25 protein-coding genes and 1 other RNA gene are annotated in these 25,991 nt (G+C 63.1%); 10 read left to right on the forward strand and 16 right to left on the reverse strand.

Translation table 11 applies throughout. From position 1 onward, the window contains the following. From LDO22_RS06410 to LDO22_RS06475, 14 genes are all read right to left on the reverse strand, one after another. Positions 1-465, reverse strand: coding sequence for a pyridoxamine 5'-phosphate oxidase family protein (locus LDO22_RS06410; protein ID WP_224026501.1), 465 nt, complete (start codon positions 463-465; stop codon positions 1-3). 145 nt (positions 466-610) lie between these two features. Continuing rightward, positions 611-979: a transfer-messenger RNA gene (ssrA, locus tag LDO22_RS06415) on the reverse strand. 73 nt (positions 980-1,052) lie between these two features. Then, positions 1,053-1,526, reverse strand: coding sequence for an SsrA-binding protein SmpB (smpB, locus tag LDO22_RS06420; protein WP_043453530.1), 474 nt, complete (start codon positions 1,524-1,526; stop codon positions 1,053-1,055). An 83-nt stretch (positions 1,527-1,609) separates the two neighbouring features. Then, entirely contained in the window at positions 1,610-3,040 is a 1,431-nt protein-coding gene (locus tag LDO22_RS06425) for a M23 family metallopeptidase (protein ID WP_159631595.1), read from the reverse strand. 27 nt (positions 3,041-3,067) lie between these two features. After that, positions 3,068-3,982: a permease-like cell division protein FtsX gene (gene ftsX, locus LDO22_RS06430; RefSeq protein WP_224026502.1), complete on the reverse strand. Its 915-nt coding sequence runs from the start codon at positions 3,980-3,982 to the stop codon at positions 3,068-3,070. Continuing rightward, entirely contained in the window at positions 3,979-4,767 is a 789-nt protein-coding gene (ftsE, locus tag LDO22_RS06435; protein ID WP_159631593.1) for a cell division ATP-binding protein FtsE, read from the reverse strand. The genes ftsX and ftsE overlap by 4 nt, the downstream gene beginning before the upstream one ends. Before the next feature lie 186 nt (positions 4,768-4,953). Next, the gene (gene prfB, locus LDO22_RS06440; RefSeq protein ID WP_159631592.1) at positions 4,954-6,069 is read right to left on the reverse strand and encodes a peptide chain release factor 2; all 1,116 of its coding nucleotides are present in this window, start codon (positions 6,067-6,069) and stop codon (positions 4,954-4,956) included. Positions 6,070-6,123: 54 nt separating this feature from the next. Continuing rightward, positions 6,124-6,570, reverse strand: a complete 447-nt coding sequence (locus tag LDO22_RS06445) for a pilus assembly protein TadG-related protein (RefSeq protein ID WP_159631591.1) — start codon at positions 6,568-6,570, stop codon at positions 6,124-6,126. Further along, a complete protein-coding gene (locus tag LDO22_RS06450) occupies positions 6,567-6,953 on the reverse strand; it encodes a hypothetical protein (protein ID WP_308209011.1) in 387 nt (128 codons plus the stop codon). The genes LDO22_RS06445 and LDO22_RS06450 overlap by 4 nt, the downstream gene beginning before the upstream one ends. A gap of 238 nt (positions 6,954-7,191) precedes the next feature. Continuing rightward, entirely contained in the window at positions 7,192-7,608 is a 417-nt protein-coding gene (locus LDO22_RS06455) for a TadE family protein (protein ID WP_224026503.1), read from the reverse strand. 3 nt (positions 7,609-7,611) lie between these two features. Beyond that, positions 7,612-7,908, reverse strand: coding sequence for a hypothetical protein (locus tag LDO22_RS06460; RefSeq protein ID WP_224027308.1), 297 nt, complete (start codon positions 7,906-7,908; stop codon positions 7,612-7,614). Positions 7,909-7,985: 77 nt separating this feature from the next. Beyond that, entirely contained in the window at positions 7,986-8,927 is a 942-nt protein-coding gene (locus LDO22_RS06465; protein ID WP_224026504.1) for a type II secretion system F family protein, read from the reverse strand. Next, on the reverse strand, positions 8,924-9,781 hold the full coding sequence (locus LDO22_RS06470; protein ID WP_224026505.1) for a type II secretion system F family protein: 858 nt from the start codon (positions 9,779-9,781) through the stop codon (positions 8,924-8,926). Before LDO22_RS06470 ends, LDO22_RS06465 begins: the two co-directional genes overlap by 4 nt. After that, positions 9,778-11,001 carry an ATPase, T2SS/T4P/T4SS family gene (locus tag LDO22_RS06475; RefSeq protein WP_159631585.1) on the reverse strand — a complete coding sequence of 408 codons (1,224 nt, stop codon included), beginning with the start codon at positions 10,999-11,001 and terminating at the stop codon, positions 9,778-9,780. Before LDO22_RS06475 ends, LDO22_RS06470 begins: the two co-directional genes overlap by 4 nt. Positions 11,002-11,736: 735 nt before the next feature. Between LDO22_RS06475 and LDO22_RS06480 the strand changes: the two genes are divergently transcribed. Further along, entirely contained in the window at positions 11,737-14,247 is a 2,511-nt protein-coding gene (locus LDO22_RS06480) for a GH25 family lysozyme (protein WP_308209012.1), read from the forward strand. Positions 14,248-14,313: 66 nt separating this feature from the next. Here the strand turns inward: LDO22_RS06480 and rfbA are convergent, their stop codons facing one another. Continuing rightward, on the reverse strand, positions 14,314-15,183 hold the full coding sequence (rfbA, locus tag LDO22_RS06485) for a glucose-1-phosphate thymidylyltransferase RfbA (protein WP_159631583.1): 870 nt from the start codon (positions 15,181-15,183) through the stop codon (positions 14,314-14,316). A 55-nt stretch (positions 15,184-15,238) separates the two neighbouring features. Here rfbA and rfbB point away from each other — a divergent pair, with 55 nt between their 5' ends. The 4 genes from rfbB to LDO22_RS06505 are packed head-to-tail and all read left to right on the forward strand — an operon-like array spanning position 15,239 to position 18,788. Then, on the forward strand, positions 15,239-16,237 hold the full coding sequence (rfbB, locus tag LDO22_RS06490; RefSeq protein WP_159631582.1) for a dTDP-glucose 4,6-dehydratase: 999 nt from the start codon (positions 15,239-15,241) through the stop codon (positions 16,235-16,237). A 3-nt stretch (positions 16,238-16,240) separates the two neighbouring features. Continuing rightward, positions 16,241-17,671, forward strand: a complete 1,431-nt coding sequence (locus LDO22_RS06495; RefSeq protein WP_224026507.1) for a bifunctional dTDP-4-dehydrorhamnose 3,5-epimerase family protein/NAD(P)-dependent oxidoreductase — start codon at positions 16,241-16,243, stop codon at positions 17,669-17,671. Next, positions 17,668-18,393, forward strand: coding sequence for a glycosyltransferase family 2 protein (locus LDO22_RS06500; protein ID WP_159631580.1), 726 nt, complete (start codon positions 17,668-17,670; stop codon positions 18,391-18,393). The genes LDO22_RS06495 and LDO22_RS06500 overlap by 4 nt, the downstream gene beginning before the upstream one ends. A gap of 8 nt (positions 18,394-18,401) precedes the next feature. Continuing rightward, positions 18,402-18,788 carry a DUF2304 domain-containing protein gene (locus LDO22_RS06505; protein ID WP_159631579.1) on the forward strand — a complete coding sequence of 129 codons (387 nt, stop codon included), beginning with the start codon at positions 18,402-18,404 and terminating at the stop codon, positions 18,786-18,788. Positions 18,789-18,873: 85 nt separating this feature from the next. On the opposite strand, the gene LDO22_RS06510 is transcribed toward LDO22_RS06505, so the two are convergent. Beyond that, on the reverse strand, positions 18,874-19,755 hold the full coding sequence (locus tag LDO22_RS06510) for a glycosyltransferase family 2 protein (protein WP_159631578.1): 882 nt from the start codon (positions 19,753-19,755) through the stop codon (positions 18,874-18,876). A gap of 192 nt (positions 19,756-19,947) precedes the next feature. Here LDO22_RS06510 and LDO22_RS06515 point away from each other — a divergent pair, with 192 nt between their 5' ends. The 5 genes from LDO22_RS06515 to LDO22_RS06535 all read left to right on the forward strand — a co-directional run bounded on the left by LDO22_RS06515 (position 19,948) and on the right by LDO22_RS06535 (position 25,928). Continuing rightward, complete coding sequence (locus LDO22_RS06515; RefSeq protein WP_224027177.1) at positions 19,948-20,667, forward strand: glycosyltransferase; 720 nt, start codon at positions 19,948-19,950, stop codon at positions 20,665-20,667. Between the two features lie 104 nt (positions 20,668-20,771). Then, positions 20,772-21,602 carry a glycosyltransferase gene (locus tag LDO22_RS06520; protein ID WP_224026508.1) on the forward strand — a complete coding sequence of 277 codons (831 nt, stop codon included), beginning with the start codon at positions 20,772-20,774 and terminating at the stop codon, positions 21,600-21,602. Positions 21,603-21,654: 52 nt separating this feature from the next. Next, positions 21,655-22,698: a hypothetical protein gene (locus LDO22_RS06525; RefSeq protein ID WP_159631575.1), complete on the forward strand. Its 1,044-nt coding sequence runs from the start codon at positions 21,655-21,657 to the stop codon at positions 22,696-22,698. A gap of 27 nt (positions 22,699-22,725) precedes the next feature. Then, positions 22,726-23,958: a polysaccharide biosynthesis C-terminal domain-containing protein gene (locus LDO22_RS06530; RefSeq protein ID WP_224026509.1), complete on the forward strand. Its 1,233-nt coding sequence runs from the start codon at positions 22,726-22,728 to the stop codon at positions 23,956-23,958. Further along, positions 23,955-25,928, forward strand: a complete 1,974-nt coding sequence (locus LDO22_RS06535) for a DUF6541 family protein (protein ID WP_224026510.1) — start codon at positions 23,955-23,957, stop codon at positions 25,926-25,928. The genes LDO22_RS06530 and LDO22_RS06535 overlap by 4 nt, the downstream gene beginning before the upstream one ends. The last annotated feature ends 63 nt before the right edge of the window (positions 25,929-25,991 follow it).

Consider the following 25,991-nt stretch of genomic DNA (forward strand, 5'->3'; position numbering starts at 1 on the left):
CTACGCAGAGTCCCTGCCCGCACGTTGCCCCACGTGGTTCCACCAGGTCAGCGGGGACGTGATGGTGAAGCGCCTGCCGCTGACGGAAGTGGGGACGATTCGGACAAAGTGGTCCTTTTCTCCGGCCTGCCAGGGAAACAACGTGAGGCCCGCCCCGGACAGGAGCTCCTCTGACGGCTCCAGGATGACGGCCTTGCCTTTGACCAGCACGCTCCACGCCTGGACGTCGTCATGGCCGTCTGCTTCAAGCGCGACGGCGAGTGGTCCCCCGGCGGCCCGCAGCTTGGTTCCTTCCCCGGTGCGGAAGATCACCGACTGTTGATCCACCTTGTAGTTGACGGGGAAGACTTCCGGATATCCGTCCACCAGCACGGCCAGATGGCCGACGGACACTCCATGCAGGAGGTCCCAGCATGTTCCGGCGTCCAGTACTTCAGTGGGCGGTTGCGGCGGGTCGTTGTGCATGGACTGGACGGTACCGGCCTGCCGGGCCACCCCGCTAGAGCATTTTGGCCCGGACGTGGATCATGGGCAAAGAAAAACACCCCGGTCCGAAGACCGGGGTGTTTTACGAAGCAGGCCGGACATCCTGTGGATGTCCGGCCCGCCGGGGTGGAGATGGGGGGAATTGAACCCCCGTCCGATGTCGTGTTGTCAGGGCTTCTCCGGGCGCAGTTTGCGTCGGATTTTCTCGGCCCCAGCCATGCCGCAAACAGCTGGCTGATCCGGGCCCAGTCATCTAAAAGTCCCGTTTACTCCGATGACGGGAGCAAACAGCAGTGGCTATCTAAATGACGCCAGGATCCGGGGCGATAGCAACCCCGGGCTGACGGACTGTCTTACTGCTTAGGCAGCAAGAGCGAAGTCAGTGCGCTTAGATTCGGCACTTATTGGTTTGCAGAAAGCGTTTACGAGATAATTCTGCATCCTCGGCCCGCTTCACCTGTCGCGACTAACACCGTCGAAACCGATCATCCCCGTATTTTGTTACCAAACCGGCTGGCAAGCCTGCCGGACTATTCATACTAACGCACGCCCTGCCGAAATAATTCCTAGCGGCGGCGGTTGCGCTCGCGCATCTCGCGCTGGGCCTCACGGTTGTCCTGCTGTTCCCGCAGCGTCTGCCGCTTGTCATACTCACGCTTACCGCGGGCCACCGCGATTTCCACCTTGGCCCGGCCGTCCACAAAGTACAGCTGGAGCGGCACGATGGTGTAACCGGCTTCCTGGACCTTGCGGGAAATCTTGATGAGCTCCTCGCGGTGCAGCAGCAGCTTACGGCGGCGGCGCGCAGCGTGGTTGGTCCAGCTGCCCTGGTTGTACTCGGGAATGTGGATCGCTTCCATCCACAGTTCGTCGTTGTAGAACGTGCAGAATCCGTCCACCATCGAGGCGTGGCCCTCGCGCAGGGACTTCACCTCGGTGCCCATCAGTGCGATGCCGGCCTCGTAAGTGTCCAGCACGTGATAGTCGTGCCGGGCCTTGCGGTTGGTGGCCACCACCTTACGGCCACTTTCTTTAGGCACGGGAAAACTCCTCGGGTTCAGGTCGGATGCCTCCGGGCCTTCGGCCCGGAGCTATACAAGTCTACGGCAGCGGCGCTTGTCCCCTAGAGCAGGCCCATGGGGTCCACAGCCCTGCCGTTGAGCCAGGTTTCGAAGTGGGCGTGGCAGCCGGTGGAGTTGCCGGTGCTGCCCGAGTACGCGATCAGCTGGCCCTGCGAGACCCGCTGCCCGTTTGAAACCACGATGCTCGAGTTGTGGTAGTAGATGGTGGTCAGGGTGTTGCCCTGCATCACGCCATGATCGATCTTGACGCGCCACCCGCCACCATCGGCGGAGTTCCACCCGGAGCTGAAGACCTCCCCGGCAGCCGCCGCATACACGGGGGTGCCGCAGGCGGCACCGAAGTCGATGCCGGTATGCATGTAGCCGCCGGTGCCGTAGAAGTCGATCGTTCCCGGCGGAGTGGTGCGGTATCCAAAGCCGGAGGTGATGGGAATGCTGCCGTCAAAGGGATGGCGGAGGCCAAAGGCCGACGGCGAGCCGGCCGCCGGCGGTACGTACGGCTGGACGGGCGGGGCGGGGCGGTTCGCTGCCGCGGCTGCGGCGGCAGCGGCTGCAGCTGCGGCCTCAGCCTGCCGGCGCTGTTCTGCTTCCCACGCCTCGCGGGCCTTGCGGTCACGTTCAGCAATTTCGTTGGCCACCTGGTTCTGGTTGGCCTGGACACCGGCCAGCTGCGCCTGGATCCCGGGCTTGGCCGCCTGGAGCTCGGCATCGAGCCGGGTGGTATCGGCAATCAGCTGGTCAACCTGGGCCTTCTTGGCCGCAGCCTCATCGCGGGCCGCCTTCTCCCGCTCCAGCGCGGCGTCTGCTTTGGCCTTAAGGTCCTTGATCTCCGCTTCGACGGCCTGAAGCCGTGCTTCGGAGTTGACGTTGGTGGCATTCTGCTGGCTGAGCTTGTCCATGGCAGCGTTTTGGCTGCGCATGGCCTGGTCCGCGAGGTCCATGGTTTCGGTCAGGCTGCTGCCGCTGTTGGAACCGAAGAAGAGCGACAAGTTGGAGGGAACGCCGCCGGACTTGTAGGCCTGGGTGGCGATCTGCCCGATCAGTTTTTTCGTGTCCGCGATCTTTTGCTTGTCTGTTTCCAGTTGCTGGGTGATCTTGGCTTTGTTCTGCTGGGCCATGTCCACGCGGGCCGACAGGGCTTCGACTTCCTTGACCGCGCCGGCGACCCGCCCCTGGGCTTCAAGCAGCGCCTGCTGGGCACCCGGCAACTGGCCCTGGTAGATCACCAGGTCACCGGCGGCCTTGGCAATCCGGGAATCGACGAACTCCAAGGACGCCTGGACACGGGCAGCCTCAGCCTCGAGCGCAGCCTTGCGGTCTTCGAGGTCGTCTGCGAAAGCGACAGGGGTGGCAACGGCCATCCCGGCGGAAAGGATGATGGTGAGCACGCCGCTGACGATCCCCAAACGGCGGGCAGCGGTCCGCCCGCGGCTGTGCCGGGGGCGGTGCAAGGTCTGATCAGTTACGTTCATGGGCATTCCTCGGTCGGTGTGCACAGCCTAAACGCGCAAATATCTGCGTAAGGTCAAGAGAGACGAAATTCCTGCCAAGGATCCGCCAAGGACCAGCAGCGCCGGTGCGAGGATCAGGGTCTGGCCGGAGGAGATGAAGGCCGTGTCAGGGTACTGGCGGGACATGTAGTCGCCCAGGAAGAACTGCGCCACTGCCCACAGGGTGCCCGAGGCCAGGGCTGCACCGATGACCGCCGCTATGACGCCCTCGAGGATGAACGGCAACTGGATGACGGTCTTGGATGCACCGACAAGCCTCATGATTCCGGTTTCCCTGCGCCTGCTGAATGCAGAGAGCCTGATGGTGGTGGCGATCAGCAGGATCGCGCAGACGATCATCACACCTGCGATGCCCACTGCCACCAGGGAAGCCCCGTTCATCACCGAGAAGAGACGCTCGAGCAGCTGGCGCTGGTCAATCACCGTTTCCACGCCAGGCTGGGAGGAGAAGGTCTCGCTGATGATCTGGTACTTCTCCGGGTCCTTCATATTGATCCGGAACGATGCCGGCAACTGGTCCGGCGTCACGGAATCAACGATGGGCGAGTTGGAGAACTGGTCCTTGAAGTGCTTGTAGGCCTCATCCTTGGACTCGAACTGGAAGTCATTGATGTACTGCGCCACGGCCGGTGACTCCAGGAGCGCGTTCAAGCCCTGTTGCTGCTCAGGGGTGACGGGCCCCGAGGCGCAACCCGGCGCCGTCGAACCTTCGCTGCAAAGGAAGATGGCCACCTGGACCTTGTCGTACCAATAGCCCTTCATCTGGTTGATCTGCATCTGCAGCATGCCGGCCGCGCCCACGAATGTGAGGGACACGAACGTGACCAGGATGACTGAGACCACCATGGAAAGGTTGCGGCGCAGGCCGCTGCCAATCTCGGAAAGAATGAATGCGAGCCTCACCGCTGGGCCTCGCCTTCGGCACCGTTGCCCGGAAGGCCGGCGTCGGGCGCTTCCCGGCCGCTGGCGTCCTTCAGGCGCCGGGACTGCCCGACGACGGGGATCATCGACGTGTACAAGGCCCTGGCTTCGTCGCGGATCACCACGCCGTTCTTGAGTTCCACCACCCGCTTGCGCATCTCGTTGACGATGTCGTCATCGTGGGTGGCCATCACCACCGTGGTTCCGTTCTGGTTGATCTTGTCCAGCACGCCCATGATTCCCATGGAGGTGGTGGGGTCAAGGTTTCCCGTCGGTTCGTCCGCGAGGAGGATTCCGGGCCGGTTGACCACGGCGCGCGCGATGGCAACGCGCTGCTGCTCGCCGCCGGACAGCTCGTGCGGCATGCGGTGTTCCTTGCCTTCGAGCCCTACTGTTTTGAGGACCTCGGGGACGGTGTCGCGGATCACGCTGCGGCTCTTGCCGATGACTTGCATGGCGAACGCCACATTGGCGAACACGTTCTTCTGCGGCAGGAGCCGGAAGTCCTGGAAGACGACGCCGATGCCGCGCCGGAGGCGGGGAACACGCCAGCTGGAAATCTTGGCGACATTCTGGCCGGCGACGTACACGGCACCGGAGGTGGCGCGGTCTTCCTTCAACACCAGCCGGAGGAAGGTGGACTTCCCGGAACCGGAAGCACCCACGAGGAAGGCGAATTCGCCGCGGTCGATCTCAAGATTGACGGAATCCAGCGCCGGTCGGGCTTTCTGGTCGTAAACCTTGGTGACATTTTCGAATCGGATCATGGCCCTAAGTACCCTGCAGGGCATGGCTGATCCGTCTGATGCAGCCCAGTTCTGCAGCCGGTGCACGGGTTTTCGTTTGGGGAAAGTAGGGCCCCGGCCCCTCGACTATACGCAGGATGGCCGGCGGTTGGGCGGGCTTTCGGTGGCGTGTCGCCGGATCAGCCGGCGGGCAGCCGGGAGGACCGCCTACTTTTCAGCGTTGCGGTTGTCAGTACGCCAGCGGATGCCCGCGTCGATGAAATCGTCAATCTCGCCGTCGAACACCGCGGACGTATTGCCCACCTCGTGTTCGGTGCGCAGGTCCTTCACCATTTGGTACGGGTTCAGGACATAGGAGCGCATCTGGTCGCCCCAGGAGGCCTTGACGTCGCCGGCCAGCGCCTTCTTTTCCGCGTCCTCCTGTTCCTTCTTCAGCAGCAGGAGCCGGGACTGCAGAACGCGCATGGCAGCTGCGCGGTTCTGCAGCTGCGATTTCTCGTTCTGCATGGAGACCACGGTGCCGGTGGGGATGTGGGTGAGGCGGACGGCGGAGTCGGTGGTGTTGACCGATTGGCCGCCCGGGCCGGAGGAACGGAATACGTCCACCCTGATTTCGTTGTCCGGGATTTCGATCGAGTCTGTCTGCTCGATCAGCGGAATGACTTCAACGGCTGCGAACGACGTCTGGCGGCGTCCCTGGTTGTCGAACGGGCTGATCCTGACAAGGCGGTGGGTGCCGGCTTCCACGCTGAGCGTGCCGTACGCATACGGCGCCTTCACCTCAAAAGTGGCTGACTTCAGTCCGGCTTCCTCCGCGTAGGAGGTATCCATGACCGTGGTGGGGTACCCGTGCCGCTCAGCCCAGCGGAGGTACATGCGCATGAGCATTTCGGCGAAGTCCGCCGCGTCCACGCCGCCCGCACCGGCCCTGATGGAGACCACAGCTTCGCGTTCGTCGTATTCGCCGGACAGCAGGGTGACCACTTCCAGGTCCTTGAGGGCCTTCTTGATGGACTCGAGTTCGGCAGCGGCCTCCCCCATCGAGTCGGCGTCGTCCTCGTCCTGCCCGAGTTCCACCAGGACCTCGAGGTCGTCGATCCGGGACTCCAGGTTAGTGAGGCGCTCCAGTTCAGACTGGCGGTGGGACAGCCTGGAAGTGACTTTCTGCGCGGCCGCGGGATCGTCCCAAAGGTTCGGCTCCCCCGCCCGCTCGCTGAGTTCGGCGATGTCTTCCTTGAGCGCCTCCACGTCGGTGACGCGTTCGATGGACTCGTAGGTGGCGCGGAGCGCGCGGATTTCAGCGGAAAAATCAATATTGGCCATGGTGGTTTAAGCCTACGCTATCGGGGAATACCGGCCGGCTCGGCGGCCTGCGTCCTACCGGGTCAACCGCGAGCGCGCGGTTGACGTCGCTTCAATGGGGATGCCGTCGGGTATCAGGAAATTCACCACAGGCGGGTGGACGGCCGCTGTGAGGACCACGACGGCGGTGGAACCGTCCGGCGTACCCGTTGCCCCCGCGACGGTAAGGCTGGAGAAACGTTGCGAGGCAGGGCTCCTGGCAACGAAGTCGGCTGCCACGTTCCGGACGCGGGAAGGGTTGAGGACTGCCGAGGGGCTGCCGCCCTGTGTTGAGACTTCCCCCAGCGTGTAGCTGTCCGCAGCAGCAAGCGAGGCCCCGTCCGCCAGGGACAGCAGGCGCTTGTGCTCCAGATAGACGGCGGATATTCCGATGACCACCGTCGCCACCAGGAGCGCCAGGACCACATAGCCGAGGATCATGACCATCAACTGGCCGTTCTCGTCCGGTTCCCTGCGCTTCATCGGTACCGCCCTACCAGCTGGGAGGATGACGCTTGAACCTCTGTGGCGGACAGCCCCTCGGCAAAGGGGATGAACGGCAGCGGCACACTCAGGCTCACCGTCACTGTTACCGTACTGCCCGCCGCCTGGCAGTCTGCGGGGCTGCAGGCGGTGGTCATGCTGGCCCGGTCCGCCTGGTGACCGAAATCGGAGAGGGCAAGTGCCACCGCCTGCTCGGCTGCAGCCTGGGCGGTTACAGCATCGGGCTGGGCCACGTAGACCTTCGCTGCCTGGTCCGCGGCGCCCACCACGGCGAAGGAGCCTCCCTGGATCTGCCCGACCGTGATGACGAAGTACACAAGCGGGACCATCAACAGGAGTGCAAGGAACGTAAACTCGACCACTGCGCTTCCCTGTTCATGTGTCAGGCGCGGCTGGTTCCCGCTTTTCCGGCAGGCAGGCGCGGACTCCTGGGATGTGTCCCCCGGGCCGGCGTCCCCGGACCGCTCCCGGCAGAGTGCTTCTGCCAGGCGGGTCCGGAAGCGCAGGTGCGCCTTGGAGCCCAGCACCGGATGGCAGCCGGGCATTCCTTGGGAGCAGGGCTTTGCTTTCCAGCCGGGCATTGTTTTCCAGGTGGCTGGGTCAGGGCTGAACGGCTGCATGTCCCTTCACCTCCAGCAGGTCCCGGGGTCCAATGAGGCCAATGACAGGCATGGGAGAGCGGACCGTGACTTCCAGAGAGCGCATGCCGTGGACGTCCACTTCCTGGGTACTGATGTGTTCCGCGAAGCCCGGGGTGAGGGCCACGCTTATGAGGCTGCGGGTCCGTTCTTCGGCGTCGGAGGCATTGCGGTCAGCGAGGGTTCCGTACCGCGCCCCGGAGGCGGCAGCATCGATGAGGGTGTTCCTGACGTGGAGGACCAGCGTTAACTGGACTATCGCCAGGAAGAACATCGTCAGCAGCCCGCCAATCAGGACGAAGTCCACCACGGCCGATCCCTGCTCGCCTGCCCGGGACAGCGCCGGCTGCTCAGCCGTGCGGGGAGCAGCCCTCCTCATGGTTCAGTTCCCCACCTTGTCCATTGCCTGGTTGAACATGGCCTCAAGTGCAGGGCCTGCGAGCGCCAGCAGGGCCGCCACCAGGACCGCTGACATCAACGTAATCATCACCCAGCCCGGTACGTCGCCGCGCTCGGGATGATCGCTTTCGGCTGCCGGCGCATCCAGGCGGTAATCGGAACCGGCGTCGTACTGTGCGGCCTGACGCGGGTGCAGGCGAACAGCCCGGATCATCTGGAGCTGCAGCAAGGCCGCCAGGGAAAGAAGCAGCGTCGCCCAGCGGATTCCCATGGTTTTCATCTTTGCGTCCTATTCCTGTTTCGTTGAGGGGACTTGAAGGGTGTTGCTGAAGTGCGGGCTTCGGGTTGTACTCATCGTCAGAAGCCCAGGTTGATGGCCGCGAGACCGGGGAACACCGCGAAGACCACGGTCAGGGGAAGCACTCCGAAAACCAGCGGGACCATCATCGCGATCTCCTTCTTCCCTGCGGCTTCCATGAGGTCGCGCTTCGCTGAATCGCGTACGTCCTGCGCCTGGGCGCGGAGCACGTCTGCGAGGGGTGTGCCCCGTTCCACCGCGACGATGATGCCGTCGACGAACCTGACCAGCGGTGCAAGGTCGGTTCGCGCGGAGAACTCCTGCAAGGCCAGAACCAGGGGCTTGCCTGCCCTTGTCTCCGCGAGGATCTTCGAGAATTCCTTGGACAGTTCGCCTTTCGCACTTCTGCAGACGCGGTCCAGGGCGCCTGTCGCGCTCTCCCCTGCGCCGACCGCCAGGGCCATTAGTTCGGCAAGGCTGGGGAACTCTGCCATCATCCGGGTTTCCCGTCGCCGGACCTGGACGCCGAGCCAGTAATCGCGCAGCACAAAGCCCGCTGCAGCACTGCCAATGATCACCCCGGCCGCGAGGAAAGGGCTGAACCTGCCCGCTGCGGCACCAATGAGGATGACGGTGAGCGAAAAAACGAAACCGGCCGCGGCCCACAGCAACTGCTCGGCTCGGAAGTCGATGGGTGACTTGTTGATTCCAGCCTGGGCAAGCCGCCGCGAGGTGGCCCCTGGCGAGGGGTTGAGTCTTCCCAGTGCGGACAGCCAGTCGCGGAAGACGGGACGGAGGATCCGTTCAAGGGGGCCGAATGGCGTGAGGTTCTGCTCGCCGGCGCGAAGGAGTCGCGACTCCAGGTTCTGCGACTTCAGTTGGGGCTCAATCCGCTCCGACAGTGTCAGGGGGCGCATCGGAGGGGACCGGAAAATCACGAGCCACAACCCCAGGCCGAGGCCGATTCCACAAGCCACCGCTGCAGGAGAAGAGAGAATCATCGGAGCACCCTTTCGTCCTGCGGCAGCGCCCCGATCTTCAACATGATCGTGTAGCAGACCAAAGAGACCACCAAGCCCCCGAGCAGTACTGCGGCACCCATGGGCGTGTTGTATGCCTGGATTGCCTCGGGCCTTGTCGCGAGGAGGATCATCACGATCCACGGCGCAGCGACGGCGAGCCGTGCGGCGTTGATGGTCCAGGACTGCCTCGCCTCGAGCTCGCTGCGGGTCCGTGCGTTTTCCCGCAGGAATTCAGCCAGTGTGCCCAAGAGCTTCCCGAGGTCGGAGCCGCCCACTTCGCGCGTCAACCGGAGTGCTTCGATGATGCGGTCGGCAACGGGGTCGGCCAGCCGCTGTTTCAGCTTGTTCAGAGAGCCATCGAACTGGCCACCGGCGCGGTAGTCGGCACCGAACTCGCGAAAGAGGGGCCGCAGTTCCTCGGGCCCCTTGTCCCCGAGCTGGATAAGGGCTTCAGGCAGGGGCAGGCCTGCCCGGATTGCAGACCGCAGGTGATCGACGACGTCGGGCCAGAGCTGGCGCAGCATTGCCGTCCGTTTCCTGGCCCGCCAGCGGAGGATGGTGATCGGCAGCCACGCGCCGAAGAGCCCGAAGCAGCCGGCGATAGGCCAGGAGCGGCTAAGCGCGTAAAAGAGCAGTGCCACAAAGATCCCCAGCCCAAGGCACGTCCCCACCAGGCCGCGCGCCGAGACTTTGTCGACCCCGGCGGCCGCGAGCAGGTCGCCCAGGCGGCCTGGCTTACGCTCGCGCTGACCGCGGCTTGGCGTTTCCCAGCAGGACCACCAAATGAGGAAGAAGCCAACCCCGGCGACCGTTCCCACCAGCGTGGCCGTCATCGCGGATCCAGCAGAGCGGCGACGTCGTACCCGGCCCTCGAGAATTTCTCCGCCGAAGGCATGGCGTTGGCGCGGGGGTGCAGGGCGCCGTTCTCCAGGCCAAAGACCAGGGATGATTCGATAATGCCGTTCTCCACGCGGCGGCCCAGCGACAGGATCTGCGTGACTTGCCGCCGTCCATCAGGATGCCTGCTGCAGTGCACGACGAGATCGATGCAGGATGCGACAGTGGGAACGACGAAGGCACTGGAAATGTTTTCGCCCGCCAATAGCGGGAGCGTGCATATCTTGGTGACTGCATCATGTGCCGAGTTCGCGTGGACAGTACACATTCCCGGCAGGCCCGAGTTCAGGGCAATGAGCATGTCCAGGCTCTCGGCTTCGCGCACCTCCCCCACCACCAGCCTGTCCGGACGCATCCTCAGCGCTTCCTTCACCAGGCGCCGGAGTGGAATTTCACCCTCGCCTTCGAGATTCGGTTGACGGCACTGCAGGCCCACCACGTCCCGGAGGGGAAATTGCAGTTCGAAAATTTCCTCGACGGTGATGACACGTTCCCGGCTGCCGATGCTCGCGGCCAGGCAGTTCAGCATGGTGGTTTTACCTGCCTGGGTTGCTCCGGACACGAGGATGTTGAGGCCGCTGGACACCGCCGCGCCGAGAAAGCGTGCTGCTTGCGGCGTCAGCGTGCCCAACTCCACCAGATGTTCCAGGCGGCTGGCCTTCACCACAAACTTGCGAATGTTCACTGCCCAGTGACGGCGGGTGACATCTGGAATCACGACGTGCAGCCTTGAGCCGTCCGGCAGTGCGGCATCGACGAAGGGTGATGACATATCCAGTCTTCGGCCGGAGCTTTTGAGCATGCGCTCTACGAGATCGCGCACCTGCTGTTCCGTGAGGCTCAGCGACGTCAGTTCAGACTCGCCATTGCGTGCCACGTAGATTTCGTTGGGTGCATTGAGCCAGATTTCCTCGATGGACGGGTCATCGAGGAGCGGTTGGAGTACACCGAAACCGGCGACGGCGTCGAAGAGGAACCGGCGGGCCGCATCAAGCGGGCCGAGGGGCGGCAGTGGCCCCATCAAAGCCCGTTCGTCATAGTCCGTGACGGCTGCTTCGACCAGCCGCCGGACCTCGCCTGCCTGCCTGAGCGGGTCCAGTCCGCGGCGGCGGATGAGCTCGCGGACTTCGTCCTCGACAATTCCCAGCGCGTCCATATGTTCCCCCATACAACTGCCGCCCCCGGCGGAGGCAGTGCGACTGGGCTACAGCCTAGGGAGCTTGCCCGGCGGCAACAAGTCATCCTCCGGCTGTGTGGATAACCGAGGAACCTCAAGATTGTCTCCAGTAGGCCTCAGGATTGGATCTGGATGACCACAGGATTCACATAAGTAACACCAGAATCACTGGTTTCGCTGGTAACACCGGTGCTATGGTGAGCGCGTTATTTATCGAAATAGCACTATCAGGTGCCTTCCTGGGGGAAATCACCTGAGCAGTATCCAAAGAGGCGCTTGGGGGAGCGCCTCATTGTCTCCGGAGCACACATGAAGCGGAACCTGTCTCAGTCCCGTCGCCCAGTCCTGAAGTCTTTTGGGCTCGTACTACTTGCCTGCTCCCTTTTAACAGGACCGGGCCTGAGCGGAGTCGCCTTCGCCGTTGATTCCAGCCCGACGCCCGCTCCGTCACCGACGTCCACCGCGGCGCAATCCCAGACCGCGCCTTCGCCGGCACCGGCTTTGCAGGGTGCACCCTCTACAACCCCTCCGGCCGTCCCGACCGCTTCACCTGCAGCTCCCGCCCCTGCGCCGTCTCCCACCGGCACTAACCCGGCAGCGCCCTCCACCACGAAGAAGTTGTCCAGGCAGGAGCTGCTCGCTGCCGGTGGGGCCCAAATGGGACAGCGTTCCTCGCGGGTGGCACGTGATACGGCAATCGCGGCAGGCTCAGGCTTGTCGACGCAGTCTTTGTCCACGGAAGGCACTTGGAACCCAACATTTGGCGTCCTTGGACTGGACGTCAGCAAGTGGCAGCCAAGCGTGGACTGGCAAGGCGAGTGGAACAAGGGCGCGCGGTTTGCCTACGTAAAGGCGTCCGAAGGCACCTACTACACGAACGAATTATTCAACTCCCAATACCAGGGTGCACGGAACGTGGGCATGATTCGCGGTGCCTACCACTTCGCCCACCCGTCATCGACATCTGGCGCTGACCAGGCGCGCTTCTTCGTCAACAACGGAGGGGGCTGGAGCGCGGACGGCTACACACTGCCCCCGGTCCTTGACATTGAATACAACCCTTACGACGGCAACATCTGCTATGACATGACGCCCGCCCAAATGACGGCATGGATTGCGGACTTCGGCTCCACCATGCGGGCGTTGACGGGCCGGCTGCCGGTGATCTACTCAACCACCGATTGGTGGGCAACCTGCACCAACAACTCCGCCGCATTCGGGGACTACCCGTTATGGGTCGCTGCCTATCCGATGACACCGGCGTCATCGCCCGGAATGCTGCCGGCAAGCTGGAGCACCTACAGCATCTGGCAGTACAGCAGCACCGGTCCCTTTGCCGGCGACTCAAATGTATGGAACGGCGACTTCGCAGCACTCCAGCGGTTCGCGGGAAGCAGCGCTCCCACTATCCAGGTCCCGTCGCAGGCCACTCAGCAAATTGCAGCGTATGCAGGGAGCCACCCCTCCCTCGGCAGCCAAACCACCGCTATCACCTGCGGTTTAACCAGTGGCGGTTGCTACCAAGGGTTCCAGGGCGGGACCGTCATGTGGTCCTCAGCCTCCGGGGCTTTCGCTGTTTCGGCCGGACCGGTCACCGGCGCGTGGCAGGCCCTAGGCGCTGAGCGCAGTCCGGCCGGCTATCCGACCAGTGACTTGATCTGCGGACTGAAGAACAACGGCTGTTTCCAGAACTTCCAGGGCGGCAGCATCATGTCTTCCCCTGCCACAGGTGCCGCTTTCGTTCCATTTGGCGCGATCCGGGATGCCTGGGCGGCGCAGGGCTACGAAAACGGGCCATGGGGCTACCCGACGAGCAATGCGACATGCGGGCTGCGGTCGGGCGGATGCTTCCAACTGTTCCAGGCAGGATCGGGGCTGTGGAGTCCTTCCAGCGGCGCCCACCTGGTCAAATCAGGACCGATTCTTGATGCCTGGGCAAAAGACGGGTTTGAGAACGGCCTCCTTGGCTTCCCCAGCACGGATGCGACCTGCACAGCTTCCGACTGCACCCAGCTGTTCACCGGCGGAGTTATTGGATGGACCTCCACAGCTGGAGCCTGGCCCATCTACATGGGCATCGGTGACACCTGGAAGGCAGCGCGCGCAAAGGGCGAACCGATCGGATTCCCCTTGGCCAAGGAAGTGTGCGGACTGCGTGGCGGCGGCTGCTACCAGCTGTTCCAGGGTGGAAGCATCCTGTTCTCCCCCACGTCCGGGGCGTACTCGATGACGGGCCGCATCCTTAACTACTGGGCGCAATCGGGCTTCGAAAACGGCCAGCTGGGCTACCCGACGGGTCCGGCCAGTTGCGGCGCCGTTCAGAGCGAATGCTGGCAGTCCTTTGAAAAGGGCACGGTCGCCTACTCCGCGGCCACACCGATCCAGACCGTCCCGGCCGGACCCATGGCCCAGGCGTGGAAGAACCTCGGCGCCTCAGGAGGGGCCCTCGGTTACCCCTCCTCAGCACAGATCTGCGGCCTCAAGGACGGCGGATGCTTCCAGATGTTCGCCAAGGGTGCCCTCATGTACTCCCCCGCAGCAGGCGCGCAGCCCAGCCTGCTCGGACCCATCCGTGACTTCTGGCAGAAGCAGGGGTTCGAAAACGGCGCCCTTGGCTACCCCGCCTCGAATGTTATTTGCGGGCTGGTCGGTGCCGGGTGCTTCCAGAACTACCTGGGCGGGACAGTGATGTGGTCCAATGCCAGCGCGGCGCACGCCATGTCGTTCGGCCCGGTCCGGGACGCCTGGATAGCTTCCGGTTTTGAGAACGGAATCCTTGGCTACCCAACGAGCGAACAGGTGTGCGGTCTGCGGAACGGCGGCTGCTTCCAGAACTTCGTCAACGGAACCGTGATGTACTCACCTGCCACCGGAGCCCAGACCATGTCATCGGCACCTATCCGCGACAAGTGGGCCACCACAGGCTTTGAGGGCGGATCGCTGGGGTACCCCACCAGCGGCGCTATCTGTGGCCTGCGGAACGGCGGCTGCTTCCAGAACTTCGAGAAGGGAACCATCATGTGGTCCGCCGCGAGCGGCGCCCAGGTGATGATACCGGGGCCCATCCAGCAGAGCTGGGCGGCGCAGGGCTTCGAAAACGGTGCGCTGGCATTCCCTACTAACGGCCAGACCTGTACCGCCGACAAGCTTTCCTGCAGCCAGACCTTCCAGGGAGGCACTGTCAGCTGGACCTCCACGGGCGGGGCGAAAACCCGCCTCAACTGACCCGGCCCGCAAACAGCAGGGGCGGGACCGCTTTCGCGGTCCCGCCCCTGCTGTTTCGTTTGTGGATCAACGGCCGTGTTCCAGCAGCTCGATGAGGTAGGAGCCGTAACCGCTCTTGACGAGAGGCTCCGCCCGCTCACGCAGTTCGTCATCCGTGAGGAATCCCAGACGCCAGGCAATTTCCTCGGGTGCCCCGATCTTGAGCCCCTGCCGGTTCTCAGTGGTCCGGACAAAGTTCGAGGCGTCGTTCAGGTCATTGAAAGTTCCCGTGTCCAGCCATGCGGTCCCCCGCGGAAGAATCTCGACCTGCAGCTTGCCGCGCTCCAGGTAAGTGCGGTTGACGTCAGTGATTTCAAGCTCTCCCCGGGCGGACGGCTTAAGGTTCTTTGCAATATCCACGACGTCGTTATCGTAGAAATAGAGCCCGGGCACCGCATAGTGGCTCTTGGGTTCCGCAGGCTTCTCTTCCAGCGAGACCGCCTTGCCGTTCTCGTCGAACTCCACAACGCCGTAGGCCTTCGGATCGGCCACCCAGTAACCGAACACTGCACCACCGTCAATGTTTTCGAAGCGCCGCAGCTGCGTGCCCATGCCGTGCCCGTAGAAGATGTTGTCGCCCAGGACAAGGGCCACGCTGTCATCACCAATGTGCTCGGCACCGAGCACAAACGCCTGAGCTAGGCCGTCGGGAGACGGCTGCTGCTTGTAGGTGATGGAGACACCAAACCGGGACCCGTCCCCCAGGAGCCGCTCGAACTGCTCGGCGTCGTGGGGGGTGGTGATAATGAGGATGTCCCGGATGCCCGCGAGGATCAAGGTGGAGAGCGGGTAGTAGATCATGGGCTTGTCGTAGACCGGGACCAACTGCTTACTGACGCCCAAGGTGATGGGGTGGAGCCTCGAGCCGGTACCGCCGGCGAGTATTATTCCGCGCATGCACCCATCTTTCCTTTAGCTAAGTGCAGCGGCAAATCCGGTAGTCTTGGGAATTATGCAGCGACTTCTTGTTACCGGCGGTGCCGGCTTCATTGGCTCGAACTTTGTCCACTACGTTATTGAGAACACCGAAGACCATGTCACTGTTCTGGACAAGTTGACCTACGCCGGCAACCTGGCGTCGCTGCAGGGCCTCCCAGCCGACCGCTTCTCATTCGTTCAAGGTGACATTGCCGACCCCGCACTCGTGGACGGGCTCGTTGCCGAAGCAGATGTAGTGGTCCACTACGCAGCAGAATCGCACAACGACAACTCCCTGCACGATCCCCGGCCCTTCCTTGACACCAACATCATCGGGACCTACACCCTCATCGAAGCAGCGCGGAAGCACAACAAGCGCTTCCACCACATTTCCACTGACGAGGTCTACGGCGATCTCGAGCTCGATGATCCCGAACGCTTCACGGAACAGACCCCCTATAACCCGTCCAGCCCGTACTCCTCCACGAAGGCCGGATCCGACCTTCTGGTCCGCGCCTGGGTCCGCTCATTTGGCCTCCAGGCAACCATCAGCAACTGCTCCAACAACTACGGTCCGTACCAGCACGTGGAAAAGTTCATCCCGCGGCAGATCACCAACGTGATTGACGGCATCCGGCCCAAGCTCTACGGCAAGGGGGAAAATGTCCGCGACTGGATCCACGCGAACGACCACTCCTCCGCCGTCCTGGCCATCATTGCCAAGGGGCGCATCGGCGAGACCTACCTGATTGGTGCCGACGGTGAGAAGAACAACAAGGACGTTGTTGAGCTGATCCTGAAGCACATGGGCCAGGCGCCGGACGCCTATGACCACGTCATCGACCGGGCCGGCCACGACCTGCGCTACGCGATCGATTCCACAAAGCTGCGGACCGAGCTCGGCTGGGAACCCCGGTTCTCCAACTTTGATACCGGCATCGAGGACACTATCGCCTGGTACCGGGACAACGAGGACTGGTGGCGCCCACAGAAGGCCGCCACCGAGGCCAAGTACAAGGAACAGGGCCAGTAGGGCATGTCCATCGAGTTCTCCAAAAAGCTCGCCGTCCACGAAACGCCCATTCCCGGCGTCGTTCTCTACGACCTTCCTGTCCACGGCGACAACCGCGGCTGGTTCAAGGAAAACTGGCAACGGGAAAAAATGGTTGCTCTCGGCCTGCCGGACTTCCGGCCCGTCCAGAACAACATCTCCTTCAACGAGAAGGCGGGTACTACCAGGGGGATCCACGCAGAGCCCTGGGACAAGTTCATCTCGGTCGCCACGGGACGGATCTTTGGAGCATGGGTGGATCTGCGCCAAGGGCCTACCTTTGGTGCCGTCTTCACCGCCGAACTCGACCCCAGCCAGGCGATTTTCATTCCGCGGGGCGTCGGCAATGCTTTCCAGACCCTTGAAGACACGACGGCTTACACCTACCTCGTGAATGACCACTGGTCCGCCGACGCCCAGGGCCAGTACACCTTCCTGAACCTGGCGGACGAAACCGTGGCCATCGAATGGCCCATCCCGCTCTCCGAAGCCGAACTGTCCGACAAGGACAAGGCGCACCCCCGCCTCGCGGACGTCGTGCCCATGCCACCGAAGAAGACCCTGGTCATCGGCGCCAACGGCCAGCTGGGTAAGGCACTGCGGAAAAAGTACGACGGCGACACTTCCGTTGAGTTCGCATCGCGCAGTGAGTTCGACCTCGGCAGTCCGGACGCGTTCAAAGACCGCAACTGGAAGAACTACTCCACCGTTATAAATGCGGCGGCCTACACGGCCGTTGACGCGGCGGAGACTTCGGAGGGGCGCGCAGCCGCCTGGGCCACCAACGTGACCGCGTTGACGCAGCTTGCGCGAATTGCCGTTGAGCATGACCTCACCCTGGTGCACGTCTCCTCCGACTACGTGTTCGACGGGGCCAAGGAAGTCCATGCGGAAACTGAAGCGCTCACACCGCTTGGTGTCTACGGTCAGACCAAAGCAGCAGGCGACGCTGTCGTCAGCGTGGTCCCCCGGCACTACATCGTCCGCACGAGTTGGGTCATTGGTGAAGGCAACAACTTTGTCCGTACCATGGCCTCGCTCGCTTCGCGCGGAGTGGAACCTTCCGTGGTGAACGACCAGTACGGCCGCCTCAGTTTCACTGATGACATCGCGGCAGGTATCCGGCATTTGCTGGACACCGGCGCTCCCTACGGCACCTACAACCTGAGCAACGACGGCGACCCGCAGTCGTGGGCGGACATCGCCGCGGACGTGTACGAATTGTCCGGCAAAAGCAGGGCCGCCGTGACGGGCGTGAGCACCAAGGAATACTTCGAGGGGAAGGATGCCGCCCCCCGGCCGCTCAACAGTGTCCTGGACCTCTCCAAGATCAAGGCAGCAGGCTTCGAGGCACCGCCGGCAGGGCTGCGCCTGACCGAGTACGTTAATTCGACCACGAGCGGATTCCCAGCATGACCGAAGCACGCCACGACACCCTCGTCATCATGCCGGCCTGGAACGAGTCGGAAGCAATCGGCAACACCATTGCGGAAGTCCTTGAGTTTGGACCCCCATGCGATGTGCTGGTGGTGGACGACGGCTCCCGTGACAACACCGCCCGGGTGGCACGCGCGGCCGGCGCCACCGTCGTGCAATTGCCGTTCAACATGGGCGTCGGCGGCGCGATGCGGACCGGCTTCAAATATGCCCAGATGCACGGCTACCGGCAAGTCATCCAGGTGGACGCCGATGGCCAGCATGACCCCCGGGACATCAAGGCAGTCCTTGACGGATTGCGCGACGCCGATATCGCCATTGGTGCCCGCTTCGCCGAGGCGGGGAACTACACCGTCCGCGGCCCCCGAAAGTGGGCAATGAACGTCCTGGCGTGGACAATTTCCCGGCTTGCACGGACAAAGCTCACCGACGTGACCTCCGGTTTCCGCGCAGCGAACACCAAAGCCATCCGCCAATACCTGGACCATTACCCCGCCGAGTACCTGGGCGACACGATTGATTCATTGGTCGTGGCGATCCGTTCAGGCTGCACTGTCCGCCAGGTTGGCGTTTCTATGAGGGAGCGTCAGGGAGGCACCCCCAGCCATGACCCGATAAAGGCCGCGATCTACCTCGGCCGCTCAGGGATGGCGCTCTTGTTCGCGCTGACGCGCAAGAAATCCACACCTTCCACCAACTAGGAATCCACATGTCCCTCCTTATGGGCTCCATCGTCGTCGTGGCGATTCTCTTCTTCGTCTTCGAAATGCTGCGACGGCAGAAGTTGCGCGAGAAATACGCTGTTCTCTGGATCGTCATCGGCATCGGCACTCTTCTGCTGGCGGCCTTTCCCGCCCTGCTTGAGCAAGCCAGTGGCCTGCTCGGAATCCAGGTCCCCGCGAACCTTCTCTTCATCACCACCCTCGTCCTCCTTGTCGGGGTATGCCTTCACCTGTCACGCGAGCAGTCGCAGGCCGAGGACGAGGTGCGCATTCTTTGCGAAGAGGTGGCCCTGTTGAAGGTAGAGCTTTCGGCACTGCAGCAGAGCGTCGGGTCACACCCGCGACAGGAAGGAACCACCGGCCCCGCTGCGTAGCAGGAGCATTTCCGCGGGCCTGGCCAGGCGGACCAAACAAAAAAGGGAGCGACCCCGCGGGGCGCTCCCTTTCCTATGCGGCCGGTCAGCCGAAGATGTGCTTTGCCAGCCGTGGGAGGGAGTCCACCTTGCCCATGGCCACAGACTTGACCACCAAGGATGCAGCATTCAGCCGCGAGGTCGTGTGGAAGGACGCAGCGCGGGCAGCGCGGTTCCAGCCAAGTTCCTTGAACCGGGCTGCCTGCCCCTCAAAGAAGCGCCGCTCTTCATCAAAGCGGCGTCCGTCCAGGGCACGCACGGAAGAATCTGACGCCGAGTGCCTCCGGTACAGAAAGGACAACGTGGGGTCCACCACAAGGGAGCCGCCTTCGGCCGCTATGTCCAGCAGCAGCGCGAGGTCCTGAACGACGTCCAGGCCGTCGGTGAAGCCGATCCGCACAATGGTCTCCGACCGCCAGGCCAACGACGGAAAGTATGCCCAGTCAGCACGTACCAGGCTCGTGGCCATCTGCTCGCCCTTGAGCTCGATCCGCTCACGGGTCTTCGGGGCGTAGGCCTTTTTGACGGCATCAGCCAGGGGGATGCAGGCAATGCCCTTTTCATCAATGACCTGGACACCCGGCTGGACAACGCTGGCATGCGGGTAGGTCTCGAACGCATCCACTACGACGTCCAGGTAGTTGGGCAGCATGACATCGTCTGCGCCCATGATGACCACATACGGTGCCTCGACCATGGTCAGCGCCTTGCGATAGTTGCCGTTGGCGCCCAGGTTTTTCTCGTTCTTGAGGTACGTAACGCGTGGGTCAGTAATCGTCGAGAACCAGCGTTCCGGCTCGGGGTCCGGGTAGCCGTCATCGATGACGATGAGCCGCCAGTCTTCGTTTTCCTGGTTCATCACGCTTCGGGCTGCGAGCTTCATCTGATCGACATCGCCGTAGTAGGGCAGCATTACGTCAACGGTCATGGACCTGGGATTCCTTCCGTGGGCTCCGCTCGAAGAACTCGGCGGCTTCCCCACGATTATAGTTGACCGGCCCCTGTCGGGCCTGTCAGGCACGGCTTGCTAGACTGCTTGGGGTCCTGCCCGCCCCGCTGGCACCGCCCGGAGTGAGGAGAATTACTTTTGGAGCCCACAACCACACGGCCGCGCATCAGTGTGTGCATGGCTGCCTACAACGGCGCCCGCCACATCAGCGAGCAAATCGATTCGATCCTTCCCGAACTTGGCCCCCACGACGAAGTCGTGGTCGTCAACGACTGTTCCACGGACAACACTGCTGCCATCGTCGCCGCCGTTCCGGATGGCCGGATCCGGCTGATCAATGCCGAACAAAACCGCGGCTACGTTTCAACATTTGAAAGAGCCCTTGGGGAGGCGCGGGGAGAGTTCGTTTTCCTTTCGGACCAGGACGACGTGTGGCTCCCGGGCCGGGTGGAACGCATGATCTCGGCCTTGGACGGCAAGGACATGGTGGTGAGCAACTGCCGGCACTTCGACGGAGCGCCCGGCTCATTCCATGAAATCCGTCTCAGGGCCAAGGATTCCACCCACCACCTGCGGAACCTCCTGGGCATCGTGGTCGGTTACCGGCTCCACTGGGGTTGCGCGATGGCCGTCCGGCGGAACCTTTTGGCGCAGGCACTGCCATTCCCCCACTACATGAACGAATCCCACGACCAGTGGCTTGCCACTGTGGGCAACGTCAACCGTTCCATCGTCTACATGGAAGAAGACACCATCCTGCACAGACTTCACGGCGAGAACCTGACGCCCCACGGTATCCGCTCAGCCTCAAAAATAATCCGTGCACGGATCGCCTTCCTGCGCAACGTCTACATTGCAGTACGGCGCTCCCGGCAGGCGAGGCAGGCGTGATGGTCCAGCCCGGCCCGAACCCGACCAGTCCCCACCCCGACGTGTGCGGAGTCGTATCGGCCTATAACCCCGGTGATGAAAATGTTGCCAACGTAAAGTGGCTGTTGCGCTTCGTCGCCCACGTCGTGGTTGTCGACGACGGCTCCCGCGACGATGTATCGCAGGCACTGGCAGAGATGGAGCAGGCAGGTGCCGTCGTTCTGCGCCTCGGCACCAACTCCGGCATCGCCAGGGCCCTGAACACGGGAATCAAGGAAGCACTCGAGCGCTGGAACCCGGAGTGGATTGTCACCATGGACCAGGACTCCAGGTTCACTGGAGACTACATCGGTGCCGCTCTCGCCACTGTTGCAGCATCCAGTGACCCGCACAGCGTAGGCATGGTGTGCGCGGAGTCGCACAACCACATCCCCCTGCCGGTATGGGGCAGTCGGGATGAGCCCCAGATCTTCGACCCCATGACCAGCGGTACCTTGGTGCGTGCGCGCACGTTCGATGCAGTTGGCCTCTTCGATGAAGGGTTCTTCATCGATTGCGTGGATTCCGAGTTCAATGCCCGGCTCCGGGAGCACGGACTTCGTGCACTGGCAGGACGGGGCTGCAATCTCGAGCACAGCCTGGGCAGTGCACGGCCAATGAAGATTCTCGGCTGGCATGCGCACATCGGTGCCAAAAAGCTCTACATCTACTACCACGCGCCGTTCCGGGTCTACTACATCACCCGGAACTCGCTGACACTCGCGCGCCGGTATGCGCTGAAACAACCGGCCTGGGTGCTGCGCAGAATCTACATGGAAATCCAAAGCAACATTGTGCGCTTCGGATTTGGTCCCAACCGGCGCAAACACGCGGTTGCCGCTGCAGCCGGCATCCGGGACGCCGTTCGGCAGCGGATGGGCAAAATAGACGACGACCTCGCAGCCCGCCTGCGCTAGGCGCCGGCTCCCCAGTCCCCTGCACTGCCCGGTCAACATCGAAAGAAAACTCATGACCACCACCTCAGGATCAATCTTCGTCCTCTATCACCGCGGCTTGCGCACCGGAGGGCCCGAAGCCCTCCACCAGCTCGTCGATATGCTGCGTGAGCTTGGGCAGGACGCCTATCTGGTCCCGCACCCGCACACCGCAGGCAACGACCGCGTGGAGCAGTACGGGATTTACGACGCCCCGGAAGCACCTGAAATCATCGATTCCGCCGAAAACGTGGTGGTCTATCCGGAGACCTACGTCCACGAGATGTCCCATATCAAGCAGGCCCGCCGCATGTGCTGGTGGCTCAGCATCGACAACTCGCTGACTTTCATGGCCGAGCGCATGTGGTACCGGAATACGGCCGGCCTGTTTGAAAAGGCAAAGGAAGCGGCCGTCCCCTTCGCCCGGATGTGGAAGAACGGCGTGACGCCGGCAAAACTGCGCACGGACAAGGACGTCATCCACCTCGTGCAGTCGTCTTATGCATGGGCCTTCGTTGCCACCAGGTTGGACGTCGTGCCATCCCTGGTCTCCGACTACACCCCCACCGGGGAGTTCCAGGCCACCGCCACCGCCAAGCGCAACCGCCAGCTGGTCACCTACAACCCCGCCAAAGGCGGACACATTATCGATGCGGTGAAGGCGGCGAGCCCATCCACCATTGAGTGGCAGCCAATCGTCGGGATGACCCGTGCCGAGGTTGTTGCGACCCTGCAGCAGTGCGGCGTTTATTTGGATCTGGGGCACCACCCCGGTAAAGACCGCATGCCTCGGGAGGCAACACTTTCCGGCGCCCTGACCATCGTGGCCCGGCGCGGATCCGGCGCCTTCTACGCTGACGTTCCCATTCCCTGGGAACACAAGATCACGCCGGGAGATACCGAGGTTGCCACTGCTGCAGCCATGCTTCCGCAGCTCATCGCCAACTTCGAGCAGGAAGTGGCGAAACAAGGCAGCTACCGCGAAACCATCCTCAACGAACGTTCCCGGTTCAAGCGGGAGGTTGAGGACGTCTTCGTCAACGGCCGCCTGGGCAAGGACGCCTATGACTATGTGTAGTCGACGCACCGCGGCCGGGACCACGGCATGATCAAAAGGATCGCGGCTTTCGCCGGATTGCCCCTGCTCGCCTCTCTTGCGTCATTCATCCTTTTGCCCATCATCGCCAGAGTGGGTGGGGCGCCGGCCTGGAATTCTCTCGCCGTAGGCCAGGCTGTAGGGGCAATCGCCGCGATCGTCATAGGTCTGGGGTGGCCGCTGACAGGTCCTGCCGCCGTCGCCTCAGAAAGCGATGCCGTAACCCGGCGCCGGCTTTACGCCACCAGTTTCGTCACCCGCGCATTTGTCTTCGTCTGCGCCCTCCCCCTTATGGCAGCCGCCCTCTCGATCACGGGAGCCAAAGAACAGTTCTGGGTTGCTTTCCTGATGGCCTGCGCCCAGGCGGCGGCAGGACTAACCCCGGCCTGGTACTGCATTGCCACCGGGCACGCTGGCAGGATCGCAAAATACGACGTCGTTCCCCGTATGGTGGCGACTCTGGGCGTCATCCCACTTCTGTTCGCGACAGGTCAGATCTTCCTCTACCCACTGGCGCTTCTGCTGCTGGGCCTCGCGGGAACCATGTGGTTCAACAAGGATCATTCCCAACGGACCGACTTCGAGGGGCTGACGCCCCGCGCAGTGGTCCGCGAGATCTGGGCACTGAGGGGCGGTGCCGGCGTGACGGTCGCCGCAGGAGCGTACGCGTCCACCCCCGTCCTTGTGGTGCAGTTCGCCGCTTCTGCCTCCGGCCTGGCTGCGTTTGTGTCAGCGGAGAAGCTGTACCGCATCGGACAGCTCGCGACGGCCGCGCTGGGAAACAGCCTCCAGGGGTGGGTCAACGAGTTCGGCTCAAACCATGCCGAGCGGAGAAAGTTCTCCCTTCTGGCATTGTCAGTCCTGGGAGCAGCCGGCTGGCTGATCCTTGCTGTTCTCGGCCCATGGGTCAGCACCCTCCTTTTCGGTTCAGAGTTGGCCGCCGACTTCTGGACCTGTTTCTGGTTCGGTCTGTCGTTCCTCCTCGTCTGTGTCACAACGTCCACCGGTGCCCACTGGCTGGTGCCCGCAAAACAGATGCGCACCGTCTTCTCCAGCACCATCGCAGGAGCCATCGTTGGGCTCCCGGCCATGGTCATCCTGGCGCACCTGATGGGCGGCCCGGGCGGCGCGCTGGGTCTGGTAGTAGGCGAAGTTGCGGTAACCGTCATACAGCTGCGCGCCATCATCCGTCTGCTGCGGGAACCGTCGCCGCAGGACAGGACTGAGGAAATTCCGTCGTGAACTGGTTGACCATTCTTCCGGCCTCGGCGGTCGCAATCCTGCTCCTGTACGTCCCCGGGGCCGCCATCGCGTCATGCCTCAAGTTCCGGTTGGGCGGGGTCCTCGGCATCGCGCCCCTGCTCTCAACTGCAGCCGCCGGACTTGCCGGAGTCATCGGCGGGTTCCTCCATGTGCCCTGGAGCGTCCTGCCGTATCTCCTCGTCAGCGCCCTCCTGGCTGCCGGAGCGTTGCTTCTCACGCGCCGTATTCCGTGGCGCCTGGCTGCCCCCGCCTGGAGGCAATCCCTGCCCCTCGCGGCCTTGGCACTCGCAACGCTGCCCATGACCTGGCGGTTCATCCAATTGGTGGGGTCACCGGACCACCCGTCGCAGGTCTTCGATAACGTCTTCCACCTCAATGCAATCCGCTTCATCATCGACAGCGGAAACGCCTCATCGCTGACGCTGGCGTCGATACAGGGAGTGCAGGGCCTGGACGCGGTCTATCCCGCGGCGTGGCATTCTTTTGCTGCCCTCCTGGTGCAGCTGGCTTCAGTGGATATCCCTACCGCCGAGAACGTCCTGAACCTGGTCATCGTCGTGCTCCTCTGGCCCGCGTCCTGCCTGTTCCTCGTCACGAAGACCATCTCGCGCAGGCCGGCGGCCCTCATCATCACCGCGGTGGTCGCCGGCACACAGGTCGCCTTCCCCTTCCTCATGATTGTCTGGGGCCCTTTGTTCCCGTACGCCATGGCCCTCAGCATGATGCCGGTAGTGATAGTCGAACTCGCAGCACTGGTCCGCATCGGGCGGACGCGGACGGAACCACTTCCCAGCTGGGCAGCGGCACTGGTGTTGTCGCTGGCAGGCCTCGCATTTGCCCACACGAGCTCCATCAACATCACGGTGGCGCTTGGCCTTCCGATCCTCGCCATGTTGTGGTGGCGGATCATGCCGCGCCGGGAGATGTGGCGGGTGAACCCCGCCGGCGCGTGGCTGTTCCTTGGCGGGACCGTGGGGATCCTCGCCGTCGCCGCGGTCCTGTGGTCGAAGCTGCGCCCTGCCCCGTATGACAACTGGGGACCAACCGTGAAGCCGGGCGCCGCCGTCGGGGAAATACTCACAGCCAGCACGATGCAATCAGCCATACCGGCAGTAGTGGTCTCCATCCTGTCGGTCTACGGTCTCCTCACCACCTTCAAAGTGGGGAAGTGGCGCTGGATGGCTGCGTGCTACGCCGTACTCGGCGGGCTCTATGTCGTTGCGGCGTCGTTTCCGAAAGGCAGCATCCGGGACCTCCTGATCGGCACCTGGTACCAGGACACTTACCGCCTCGCTGCACTCCTGCCCCTGCTGGTGACCCCGCTTGCCGTCATCGGAGGTCTGCGCCTGTGGGACTTAGCCCGCTGCTCCCGCCACGGTGCGCGGACGTGGCAGGTGTGGGAAGCTTCCATCGACCGGACAGGCGCGAATGGGAAAACTGTGCTGTCCACGGCCGCTGTGGTGGTCTTCGCCCTCCTCGCTTCGTTCGCAGGCCCGCTGAGCCACTACATCAATGGCGCCTCCTCCGTATACCGCTTCGACGCACAATCGGAGCTCCTCACACCCGATGAGCTGGCGTTGATACAGCGGCTCCCTGGTCACGTCCCTTCCGATGCAGTCATAGCTGACAATCCGTGGAACGGGAGTTCACTCGCTTATGCGTACACAGGCCGCCGCGTCCTGACCACTCACCTGTTTTCAACAGACGACCCTGATACGGAACTGATTAATCAAAAGCTCGGAGACGCCGCGGACAACCCCGCCGTCTGCGCCGCCCTGCGCAATAAAAACGTGCAGTACGTCCTGGACTTCGGGCCCCGTTACCTGATCGACCTGCCAGGGTCCGAAAAGTACCCGGCGTTGACCAACCTTGCGCCGGGAAACGGAGTGACCCTGGTGGATTCGCAAGGCCCGGACGCACGGCTATACCGGATTTCCAGTTGTGGATGAGCGTGGCCTGCACCGGTGCGGCGCCGCCCGTGTCCCATACTTGCAGTGCTGGACCACTAGGCT

It is taken from the genome of Arthrobacter sp. NicSoilC5 (assembly GCF_019977395.1).
In the GTDB taxonomy this organism is placed as follows: domain Bacteria; phylum Actinomycetota; class Actinomycetes; order Actinomycetales; family Micrococcaceae; genus Arthrobacter.

Coding starts and splice junctions, on each gene's coding strand:
- LDO22_RS06410 (WP_224026501.1), bottom strand. CDS start 465: ATGCACAACGACCCGCCGCAACCGCCCACTGAAGTACTGGACGCCGGA.
- LDO22_RS06425 (WP_159631595.1), bottom strand. CDS start 3,040: ATGAACGTAACTGATCAGACCTTGCACCGCCCCCGGCACAGCCGCGGG.
- ftsE (WP_159631593.1), bottom strand. CDS start 4,767: ATGATCCGATTCGAAAATGTCACCAAGGTTTACGACCAGAAAGCCCGA.
- prfB (WP_159631592.1), bottom strand. CDS start 6,069: ATGGCCAATATTGATTTTTCCGCTGAAATCCGCGCGCTCCGCGCCACC.
- LDO22_RS06445 (WP_159631591.1), bottom strand. CDS start 6,570: ATGAAGCGCAGGGAACCGGACGAGAACGGCCAGTTGATGGTCATGATC.
- LDO22_RS06455 (WP_224026503.1), bottom strand. CDS start 7,608: ATGAGGAGGGCTGCTCCCCGCACGGCTGAGCAGCCGGCGCTGTCCCGG.
- LDO22_RS06460 (WP_224027308.1), bottom strand. CDS start 7,908: ATGAAAACCATGGGAATCCGCTGGGCGACGCTGCTTCTTTCCCTGGCG.
- LDO22_RS06465 (WP_224026504.1), bottom strand. CDS start 8,927: ATGATTCTCTCTTCTCCTGCAGCGGTGGCTTGTGGAATCGGCCTCGGC.
- LDO22_RS06470 (WP_224026505.1), bottom strand. CDS start 9,781: ATGACGGCCACGCTGGTGGGAACGGTCGCCGGGGTTGGCTTCTTCCTC.
- LDO22_RS06475 (WP_159631585.1), bottom strand. CDS start 11,001: ATGGACGCGCTGGGAATTGTCGAGGACGAAGTCCGCGAGCTCATCCGC.
- rfbA (WP_159631583.1), bottom strand. CDS start 15,183: ATGCGCGGAATAATACTCGCCGGCGGTACCGGCTCGAGGCTCCACCCC.
- rfbB (WP_159631582.1), top strand. CDS start 15,239: ATGCAGCGACTTCTTGTTACCGGCGGTGCCGGCTTCATTGGCTCGAAC.
- LDO22_RS06495 (WP_224026507.1), top strand. CDS start 16,241: ATGTCCATCGAGTTCTCCAAAAAGCTCGCCGTCCACGAAACGCCCATT.
- LDO22_RS06500 (WP_159631580.1), top strand. CDS start 17,668: ATGACCGAAGCACGCCACGACACCCTCGTCATCATGCCGGCCTGGAAC.
- LDO22_RS06505 (WP_159631579.1), top strand. CDS start 18,402: ATGTCCCTCCTTATGGGCTCCATCGTCGTCGTGGCGATTCTCTTCTTC.
- LDO22_RS06510 (WP_159631578.1), bottom strand. CDS start 19,755: ATGACCGTTGACGTAATGCTGCCCTACTACGGCGATGTCGATCAGATG.
- LDO22_RS06525 (WP_159631575.1), top strand. CDS start 21,655: ATGACCACCACCTCAGGATCAATCTTCGTCCTCTATCACCGCGGCTTG.
- LDO22_RS06530 (WP_224026509.1), top strand. CDS start 22,726: ATGATCAAAAGGATCGCGGCTTTCGCCGGATTGCCCCTGCTCGCCTCT.